The organism is Psychromonas sp., from assembly GCF_983033635.1.
The window spans coordinates 1-8,762 of the sequence record NZ_CEZLMY010000150.1 but is presented as its reverse complement, the minus strand read 5'-3'; the positions used below and the strand labels follow the sequence as shown (position 1 = coordinate 8,762).

Annotated in this window: 9 protein-coding genes; 6 read left to right on the top strand and 3 right to left on the bottom strand. The window is 38.7% G+C overall.

Annotated elements, in window-relative coordinates; all coding sequences use genetic code 11:
* Both AC4GME_RS15065 and AC4GME_RS15060 read left to right on the top strand, forming a co-directional pair.
* Positions 1-325: integrase core domain-containing protein (locus tag AC4GME_RS15065; RefSeq protein WP_490379680.1), on the top strand; the 325-nt coding region annotated here is incomplete at its 5' end.
* Between the two features lie 195 nt (positions 326-520).
* On the top strand, positions 521-862 hold the full coding sequence (locus tag AC4GME_RS15060; protein WP_490378177.1) for a YkgJ family cysteine cluster protein: 342 nt from the start codon (positions 521-523) through the stop codon (positions 860-862).
* Positions 863-1,470: 608 nt separating this feature from the next.
* Here AC4GME_RS15060 and AC4GME_RS15055 read toward each other — a convergent pair.
* A complete protein-coding gene (locus AC4GME_RS15055; RefSeq protein ID WP_490378176.1) occupies positions 1,471-2,028 on the bottom strand; it encodes a hypothetical protein in 558 nt (185 codons plus the stop codon).
* A gap of 185 nt (positions 2,029-2,213) precedes the next feature.
* Here AC4GME_RS15055 and AC4GME_RS15050 point away from each other — a divergent pair, with 185 nt between their 5' ends.
* The 3 genes from AC4GME_RS15050 (at position 2,214) to AC4GME_RS15040 (ending at position 4,731) form a co-directional block, all read left to right on the top strand.
* Positions 2,214-2,996 (top strand): AraC family transcriptional regulator, encoded by a 783-nt coding sequence (locus tag AC4GME_RS15050; protein ID WP_490378175.1) that lies wholly within the window; start codon positions 2,214-2,216, stop codon positions 2,994-2,996.
* A 792-nt stretch (positions 2,997-3,788) separates the two neighbouring features.
* Complete coding sequence (locus AC4GME_RS15045; protein ID WP_490379679.1) at positions 3,789-4,064, top strand: DUF211 domain-containing protein; 276 nt, start codon at positions 3,789-3,791, stop codon at positions 4,062-4,064.
* A 79-nt stretch (positions 4,065-4,143) separates the two neighbouring features.
* Complete coding sequence (locus tag AC4GME_RS15040; protein ID WP_490379678.1) at positions 4,144-4,731, top strand: VIT1/CCC1 transporter family protein; 588 nt, start codon at positions 4,144-4,146, stop codon at positions 4,729-4,731.
* A gap of 427 nt (positions 4,732-5,158) precedes the next feature.
* On the opposite strand, the gene AC4GME_RS15035 is transcribed toward AC4GME_RS15040, so the two are convergent.
* Positions 5,159-6,082, bottom strand: a complete 924-nt coding sequence (locus tag AC4GME_RS15035; RefSeq protein ID WP_490379677.1) for a Gfo/Idh/MocA family protein — start codon at positions 6,080-6,082, stop codon at positions 5,159-5,161.
* Positions 6,083-6,609: 527 nt separating this feature from the next.
* Here AC4GME_RS15035 and AC4GME_RS15030 point away from each other — a divergent pair.
* Complete coding sequence (locus AC4GME_RS15030; protein ID WP_490379676.1) at positions 6,610-7,563, top strand: DUF4382 domain-containing protein; 954 nt, start codon at positions 6,610-6,612, stop codon at positions 7,561-7,563.
* A gap of 328 nt (positions 7,564-7,891) precedes the next feature.
* Here the strand turns inward: AC4GME_RS15030 and AC4GME_RS15025 are convergent, their stop codons facing one another.
* Positions 7,892-8,371, bottom strand: a complete 480-nt coding sequence (locus tag AC4GME_RS15025; RefSeq protein WP_490377891.1) for a hypothetical protein — start codon at positions 8,369-8,371, stop codon at positions 7,892-7,894.
* Positions 8,372-8,762 lie beyond the last annotated feature (391 nt).

Here is an 8,762-nt window from a genome sequence, read left to right as displayed (position 1 = left end):
AATACGTAATAGAAAACCTGCCAATGGGCTTATATTCCATACAGATCGTGGCGCAGAATATCGAGCACATGAGGTTCAAGCTTTACTTAAAAAACATAGCATTGTTCCAAGTATGAATCGACTTGGACATTGTACAGATAATGCTGAAATGGAATCATTCTTCCATACATTAAAAGGTGAGTTAATTAATAAAACTCACTTTAAATGTGAGAGAGAGCTAAGAGATAAAATTGCAGGTTACATTCAGCATTTTTCTAATAGATATAGACTGCACTCTGGTTTAGAGTATCAAAGTCCAATCGAGTTTGAAGGATTGGCAGTTTAAGTAGCAATGGTGTCTACTTTATCGGGGCAAGATCACAAAAAACAGTTGGCTTTTGTTCGAGCCTCAAAAATTGCAGCCAACTATTTTTAGCCGCTTAAGGTGGCGTTAGCCGGTTGGCCCCGTAAGAACTGGTGAAGTATGACGGAAAAAGCTTTATTCGTAACCATATAATATACTTATAGGATATATTCGGCAGTGGAGAACATAATAACCAGTGAGATATGTATAAAATGTGGTGAATGCTGTAAAAATCACCCTTTTGTAGAATTATCTCAACATGATATTTTCGAGTTAGAAAAGATGACAGGATTGCCCTCTAGTGCTTTTACGAACCAAAAAGGTGGGGCAGTTGAAGAATGTTTTTTAGACTTTAAAGAAAACGGAGATTGTATTTTCTTAAATGAGAATAATGGCGAACATTCTTGTGGTGTATATGGAGCACGACCAGCGATTTGTAGAAAGTATCCTGCAAAAATAAGTCAGAATGAAGTCTGTGATTCAAATAGAAAAAGGATTCCGCAGAAAAATTTCGGCTAACCAGCGCTTTAACTCGGAGCGCAAACAGCAGCGCCCGGTTAAGCGCAACGTTACATGCCTTTAAATATAAGGGTGTTATTCGCTGAATATTGGAAGCGTATTTTGTATGAAGTGCTTTGTGAAATACTCGCAAAGCGTAGTATTCATAGTTTTGTAATTACGCCCATTCAGCCAGCGAAAAGTTAATTCCGCTAATAGCGTTTTAACTTTTAGAAAAGCCAAAAGCTTAAAACATATTATCTGAGTTATCCGCAAAAACGGGCTTCATTATTTGCAGTGTGTTTAGCAAAACCAAGAGCGGTTAAATCCGCTCTGTAATTATTAACCGTTGGGTGTTGTGTTGTTTTCATCGGCATCTAGCAAATATTTTCAAGCAGACAAATTACAGTTGGTCATCGCTTCGCGATTATAACCACTTCTAATTTCCAGCTTAAAACGACGTTAATATAGTCTCTTCCAAAATTAATTTCTAGCTCGCTTTGGGGGCATTTGCGAGTTAGTTTCTAAGGCGGAAAGGGGTACAAAGCGAGATAGGAAACATTACACTTACGCTCTAAACTAATAGCCGGAATTACTATGCGACTACACTTGGTATCTATCCTTATATGTTAGTTACAAATGGCTATCAGTTGACATCTTTTACCTGTCGATTTTGATGATTTATCAAATGATATTTTAAGAGCTTGTAATGAAACCGCAAGCGAGTGTGATAATTTAACATTCTCTATGACAAAGCACCCCTTTGATTCACACCTCTTATCAAAACTAATATGTTCTTCTCCGTGAGCGCCAATTCCATAACTATCAATAACAATAAAAAGTGGTGACTTTGAAAGAATATAATCTAGAACCGGACTATGCAAAATTGTATTCGTTGAGCCGTATTTAGAGGTTCCGTAACCATTATTCACAAGGTTTCCTGTAAATAAAATAAGAGCTTTTCCTAAAATATTTAAAGAACCAAGATCGTCTATTGTAGGCATGCTAGTTGTACAGTCAATTGTTACTGCCTCCACGTTATAATTGGACTTTAACGGCTCTGATTCATAGCAATCAATATGAGTCCCAATATGGCCTAAAGCACCAACTGAATCAGATTGACGTTTTGCCCACTCATAAGATGGATGTTTCTCATCAATAATAAGACTTAAATTTTCTTCATACATAAATTAGACCCCTTTAATATATTTAAAATAACTTTACCCGAAATGTTAATGCTTGTGTCTAACAGAGCAATTCAAGGTGGATTTTTCAGTGCATTTCTCGTCTAAAGAAAGATGAGGCTAGTTTAACTGACTCTGCTATAGTGCTTATATTGATATAAAGACATAAAACAGCGAAATTAGGACATATGGCGTTTATTGACGAATCGACTCAATTTGATGTTGATCAACTATCATCCGAGGTGGTTGGAATAGCTGCGCACATTGGCAAACATGACTCTGGTATGCACCAGCATCAAAAATCACAATTGCTTTATGCCCCGCTGGGGTGCATGAATATTACGCTCGATGGTATGCGTTGCGTACTCCCCCCGACCCGAGCTGCATGGATTCCGAGTGGTACTATGCACTGTGCAGAAATGAATAATGTCGTTGAGTATCGTTCGTTATATTTTGCTAATCAGCTAACTGGACATATTGAGGACCGAGTGAAAGTCGTCACTGTGACTCCTTTATTGCAAGCATTAATTGAACGTATGTCCTTCTGGCCGTGGGATAAACCAAGCAAGGAAATGTATAATACCCAAACACTTTTTTTTGAAGAGTTAGCCATGGCAACCGAAGAGCAACTTATTTTGAAAATTCCTACGGATCGCCGTCTTACCAATTGGCTGAAAGCGTTATTACAAAGAAAATGCATTGCACCGCCCTTGAATATTCTTAGTATTCAAGTAGGTGCGAGTAGTAAAACAATTACTCGAATTTTTAGTAAAGAAACAGGAATGCATTATCAAGACTGGCGTCAGCAATGGCGGTTACAGCAAGCGATAGAGTTGCTTACTAACGGTCTTCAGATTAACGATGTCGCATATCAACTAGAATTTTCTAGTGACAGTGCATTCATTGCTTTTTTCAAGCAGCAAACTGGAACAACTCCACGCCAATATTTGCATAAAAAGCTTTTATTTTAAGATTATTAATCTCGAGTAATCTATCCCATAAAAGGGGCTGTAGTAGCTTGGGTTTCTATCTCGCTAATGGGGGCGTTAGTGAGTTGGCTTTCTATCTCGAAAAGGGGCACAAAGCGCCTTAGATCTTTTGCACTATTTATCTGTTGAGACAATCCCATTTACGCTCGCTTTCTCCCAGTAGCGAGCAAAATTAAAGTTCCTTACCAGTAAAGTTGATTTGACTTATCATGCACTGCTTGAACTAATCCTCAGGGCGTGAAGCGAGTTAGAGAACCTACAAATTTATAGCCAATTTTACTTAACCACTACAAGATCAACTTTCTGTTGTTACCAAAATACAGCCTATACTACTTTACTAAGTGTATTTTTTTACCCACTTAGTAAAGTAGTATAGCCAGAATTGACGTGGTTTAATTGATTCGACTAACCCAGTTATATATCTGATGGACACCTAAATAGAACAAAACCCTAAGGCACTTTGTGCCCCTTTCCGCCTTAGAAAACTAACTCGCTTTCGCCCCCATTACTTACAAAACAAAAAACCAGTGGCCAAATTCACTTGGCCACTACGTAGCTCGCTTCGGGAAAAAGCGTGCGTTAGGATTTTTCCTAGTGGTCAAAATGGCCTCTTGGGTTTTGCTCGCTTCTCTAAGTTCAATAACTGTCGATAACCGCACCATTACAGATTATTCCACTATACTAAATACAATTGGAACTAAAGGTGAGCTATGTCTTTTCGAATACTCAATAATTTCTGTCTTGACCTTATGCAGAGCAACTGGAGCAAGGTATATGGTGTTAGTTAAACGTTTAGTGCTGGATATTCTCAAACCCCATCAACCGAGATCATTAGAGTTTTGCTCTAAGCTTGCGGAGGTTGGTGATGATTACGCGGTCAGTTTAACTGTGCTTGGAGTCGATGAGGAAACCGAAACAATTGAAGTTTGTATTGAAGGCTATGATCTCGATTTTGAGGCTATTCAATCGGCTATTACTAATATGAGTAGTTCACTACATAGCGTTGATGTGGTGGACGTTCGAAATGAGCAAGCCAAAACCTCTGAATAGGCAGTTATTCATGGTAGCCATCAAGGTTTTAGGCAGTTGAATTTTTATTTGCATCACGCTCAACTTAGAGGAATATGAGTTGCTGAAGCCCTTTAATCAAATTAGCTTTTATCTACAAATCACCCATTCTCAGGGAATTATGCGCCGTTACTTTGTAGTCAATGGTTTCGATGGTGCCCTCACCATGTTGGGACTTATTATTGGTTTTTTGTTTAGTTCACCCTCCAGTTTACAGGTCATTATTAATGCCTGTATGGGCGCGACCATTGCTTTGACGGTAAGTGGTACCAGTAGCGCTTATGTTAGTGAACAAGCAGAGCTACGCTTGGCTTTGAACAATCTTCAGGACGCCATGCTCACTGAACTGCAAGAGGGCGCCCATGCTGAAGCGGCGCGTTGGGTACCTATCTTCATAGCCCTAGTTAATGGTTTAGCACCGCTAATTATTTCATTATTGATCATCGCTCCCTTATGGTTGGCAACCCAAGGTGTCACATTTATTATCACGCCGCTACAGGGCGCAATTTTTATTGCTATTCTGATCATTTTTCTCTTTGGGGTTTTTCTTGGTCGACTCTCTGGCGTGACTTGGTTAATCAGTGGCATCAAAACTTTGTTGATCGCGGCGCTGACAATTGCTTTGATCTATTTATTTATAGGGGGATAGGGTGACTCGATGCAATTGGCACACATTCCCATTTATTAGATCTGAAATTTTTGGTTTCGCTAAACCTAAGCCAACCTACCCTAGCAGCTTATTCCTGCTTCCAATCTTTAGAATAATACATTTTATGGTAAGCAGCCGTTATTTCCCCCCCAAAAAAACGGTTGCGCTCGTAATTGGGAGAAAGCGAGCGTAAATGGGATCATCTCAACAGATAAATAGTGCAAAAGTTCTGAGGCGCTTTGTGCCCCGAAGCGACTTACAAACCTACAAGTTTGTGGCCAACAAAAAGGCAAAAGGCAAGACGCGACCCTATTCACATTGCGACCCTATTCACATTGGGATTGAAAACATCGCTGTTATCGTAATTTTAACCAGCAAGATTGATCAGGTCGTTATGCTGATTGGTATTATACAATTAGCGTACTCTTTAGCCCAATATCTTCTGGCAAATCGCTTCGGCTAATTGATGACTTGCAAGATTACGCTCAACAACCGACTGAGCTAACTTGCCTCTCTCCACAACACTTAACCAATCTTCAATCATGGCCGTAAAACCTTTGGAAGTTAACATTGGGGTCCAATCAGGCAAAGCAATCACTGACTCCTGATTATCTTGCCAGCATTTACCCACGACAAATGAATCAAACTCATATGCACAGTTTTCATAACTCGCTGATATTCGTTCTTTGGTGATACCATAAACACGATTCATTGAAGCATGTAGCAAGGTATTTGTTTGTTGCCACTGAACGTCTAAACGGGATAACTGCTCACCTTTACACTGCCAGTTAAGGTAAACGTTTTCTAAGTTATTTTTAGCATCAAGGTTTACACTATCCAAAGGGTGAATAAAATCATCAAAAATAAAAGTACGGATATTACCGGGTTGATTGAATCTATTTTTTTCCCAACGCAATGATAATAAAGAGCCATGCTCATTCGTGTTTTGAACGGCGGGTAAATACTGATTGTACAAGGGAATAAAACGACGATTAAACCCCATATATAAAGGCTGTTGATTCTTTTCAGCCAACTCATAGAGTGTTTCACAATCAAAGGCATTATCGGCAAGAGGTTTATCAACAAAAGTAGGAATACCCTGTTGTAAAAAAAAGGTCGCAATCTGCACATGAGAAACGGTGCTGCTATGGATCATCACTGCATCAATCCCAGCTTTAATTAACTCTCGGTAATCTGAATAACACTCGTGAATACGATACTGCTTCGCAAGTTTCTTTAAGGTGTTTTTGTCACGTGTACAAAATACTAACTTTACCCCGTTGATTTGGGTGATAACGGGTAAATGCGCTTTTTGTGCAATATCACCAAGTCCAACAATCGCCAGTTTCATTCTATCGCCTTCTGAATTTCACTTCCCAGACTCTAAAGTATTAGTTATTTAAAATAATTTTTATTGATCAGACACGCAAAATAAAAGTATCGAATAGAAATCAATACGTTTATTTGAATCATCAAATTTCCTGAATTTAACGGCGAGTGACGCAATGGTTTCTGTTTGCACTATGCGGAAAACAGATGAAAGCGAAAGGATGCGAGAACAATGACCAGCCTAAACGCCTAAGTGAATATTGAGTATAGGAAGAATAAAAGGCTTTATTTAGCGAATAAACCACTTATAATCAGCAGAAATAGGGACGTTTCTGCAAACTAATTCACTTACTGTTTTACTAGATATTGATTGATAACTTAGCTGATAATTTATGGTTGAATTTTCAGCATCCGAAAATAATTACTGTTATCAATAATTTCAATAAAAAACGGAAAGCTGAATATGAGTTATTTAAAGCTTACCAAGCGCTTTTATTTTCTCTCATCTAGTAGTTTATTCTTTTATCAAAAAACAGTCGTGGAGACTATATGCAACACTTCAAATTTATCCCGTTAAGCATGCTGATCGGTTCAAGTTTATTACTGACCGCCTGTGGAGGTTCCGATTCAAAAAGTAACACAACCAAGGTTTCTTTTGCCGTTGCTGACGCGCCTGTTGATGATGCGGAAAAAGTGGTCATCGCAGTAGATGCCATTGAGTTAGTTAAAGAAGGCCAAGACAACATACTCTTAGATGTCAAAGATGGCGACTTGGAATATGCGCAAGTAGACTTGAAACAATTTCAAGGTGGCGATAGCAAAATCATATTGGACGAAACCGAGTTAGAACCGGGTCAATACAAAAATCTGATCCTACACGTATTAGATGAGAGTGTTGGCGATAACTACAGTTATGTAAAAGAGTTAGATGGCGATGAGATTTCAATGAAACAACCAAGCCAAAAACTTAAGCTAGGTGGCTTTGAGGTGAGTAGTCAGGGCGTGCAACGATTTACCATTCACTTTGATCTTCGTACTGCCTTAGTTCAAAACCAAAATGGGCAACGTTACAATCTTAAACCTCATGGCGTAACTATTATAGATAATGAGACTGTGGCATCATTATCAGGAATGGTGGATCCGAATTTATTTACCTGCATAGGTGATGAAAATGAAGGTAACTTCGTTTATCTATACCCTGGACATAGTTTGCCGGTATTAGTTGATAACTATGATGCCAGTACAGTTCAAACAGATTTACCAGAGGGTGCCGTATCACCAGCAAGTTCGACTGCGGTGGTGATCAATGGAAATGATTACAGCTATGCATTTGGATTCATCCCTGAAGGTGATTATACGGTTGCTTTTACTTGCAGTGGCTTAAATGACGATGAAGCCCTATATGATGGTCTAATAATACCGAATCCGACCATGCAAATGTATGAAGTCATGCTCAGTGACGATGTGGATACAGTACAGAATTTTGAAGAAATTTTGCCTTAATTCCAACCGGAATTTTTTGCTGTTTTTGGTATTAAGCCATTAAATAAAGCTGCTATTTTTAGCAGCTTTATTCGTTTTTATGGTTATACCCAAAAAAGACCAGCTTGAAAATAACAGTGTGGTAAATCACTCATACAAATATTGGAAAGCTAACTCACAAACCCCACCGAGCGAGTTGTAATATTGTATTATCATCAATGTTTCGCTATTGACACGACGCTCGCTTTCTCCCAGAAGCGAGCGTAAATTCCTATCTATCCTTATAACTAGATACTGCACTAACGCTTAGCTTTGGTGCGCGCGTAGCGCGTCGCTCAACAGCTACTTGTTATATTTCATAACCCTTAGTATTTAACCATATCTTTGCTTTGTTAATGTTATCAAAAAACTCAGTTTCAGAATGTAATAAAGCTTTTTGCGCGTTTTCAAGTAAATGTTTTTGAATTAATAAAGAACAAACTACCGCTTCCAATTTTTGATTATTCTGGTCACACCACATGTTTAGCCGTTCTATTGGACTCCAAATTTCAGGCCCCCCTAGTTCCCAGCTTCGCAAATCCACTAAACATGCCCAAGGGCGATTAGCAATTTTAGACGCAATTTGTTGGAAATCGTTGCGCATGTGAATAGCAGTTTCTACGTTCCACGCTCCAAAACTTCTAAGTACTACAACCTGATTGATGACTTCTATCTCAAACGAACCATGTTCCTTGCCAACACTCGTGGCATTACTACCTGATTTGTCAGCACGTAAAACAGCTTCTTTACGAAACTCTTCTGTGCATGTTTGAATTTTTTTCTTAGTCACAAGTCACCTCAATATTAGACATAATCTAATTATAGAAGTTGTTCACTAATTGAGGGTGTTATGAAATAGCTTTTTTCAATTCAGTTTCACTGGTAATGAAATTAAAAGCTTTTGCTAAACGTGCCATTCCATAACTTATCTATTTTGGGTAAAAACAATAACGCTCGCGTTTTCCCGAAGCGGGCCAAACAAATTAAATTACAACACGAAATTGAGTCAAAAAACCAAGTCGCTTTCGCCCCCGTAGAAACTTACAAATCTACAAATTGGGGTGCCATTAGGATCTGGTTGTAATGGTCAATAAAAACCGGACACTTTCTTAGCGACTTTATTCTCATATTGAATAGGTGATAAATACCCATTAACTGAATGTGGGCGTTTACCGTTATAA

What these genes read in the sequence shown, in the direction of transcription:
- AC4GME_RS15055 (WP_490378176.1), bottom strand. Translation starts at nt 2,028, where the DNA reads ATGTATGAAGAAAATTTAAGTCTTATTATTGATGAGAAACATCCATCT.
- AC4GME_RS15050 (WP_490378175.1), top strand. Translation starts at nt 2,214, where the DNA reads ATGGCGTTTATTGACGAATCGACTCAATTTGATGTTGATCAACTATCA.
- AC4GME_RS15045 (WP_490379679.1), top strand. Translation starts at nt 3,789, where the DNA reads ATGGTGTTAGTTAAACGTTTAGTGCTGGATATTCTCAAACCCCATCAA.
- AC4GME_RS15035 (WP_490379677.1), bottom strand. Translation starts at nt 6,082, where the DNA reads ATGAAACTGGCGATTGTTGGACTTGGTGATATTGCACAAAAAGCGCAT.
- AC4GME_RS15030 (WP_490379676.1), top strand. Translation starts at nt 6,610, where the DNA reads ATGCAACACTTCAAATTTATCCCGTTAAGCATGCTGATCGGTTCAAGT.